The organism is Mesorhizobium sp. WSM4836, from assembly GCF_055811815.1.
The window spans coordinates 1-247 of record NZ_JBVVQF010000155.1 but is presented as its reverse complement, the minus strand read 5'-3'; the positions used below and the strand labels follow the sequence as shown (position 1 = coordinate 247).

Here is a 247-nt window from a genome sequence, read left to right as displayed (position 1 = left end):
ATGCCGATGACGTTGAGCTCTTCGCTCAAGAGTCCGTCGAAGCAGAGGTTGGCCAGCGCCGGAACCAGCAGCCTGCGGGTGAGGTCTCCTGTCGCGCCGAAGATGACGATCGTCGCCGGGCGCCCCGGCACGGTCACTCCATTCACTGCGGGATCTCGACATGCCCGCCGAACCCGAAGCGCATCGCGGAAAGCACCTGGTCGGCGAAGGTGTGCTCGACCCGGCTCCGATACCGGGCAAACAGCGC

Annotated in this window: 1 protein-coding gene and 1 pseudogene; both read right to left on the bottom strand. The window is 66.0% G+C overall.

Annotation, left to right across the window (positions count from 1 at the left end):
- Positions 1-137: hypothetical protein (locus AC0L2P_RS32495; RefSeq protein WP_473507278.1), on the bottom strand; the 137-nt coding region annotated here is incomplete at its 3' end.
- 5 nt (positions 138-142) lie between these two features.
- Positions 143-247: pseudogene (locus AC0L2P_RS32490) on the bottom strand (phosphogluconate dehydrogenase (NAD(+)-dependent, decarboxylating)); the annotation flags it as partial.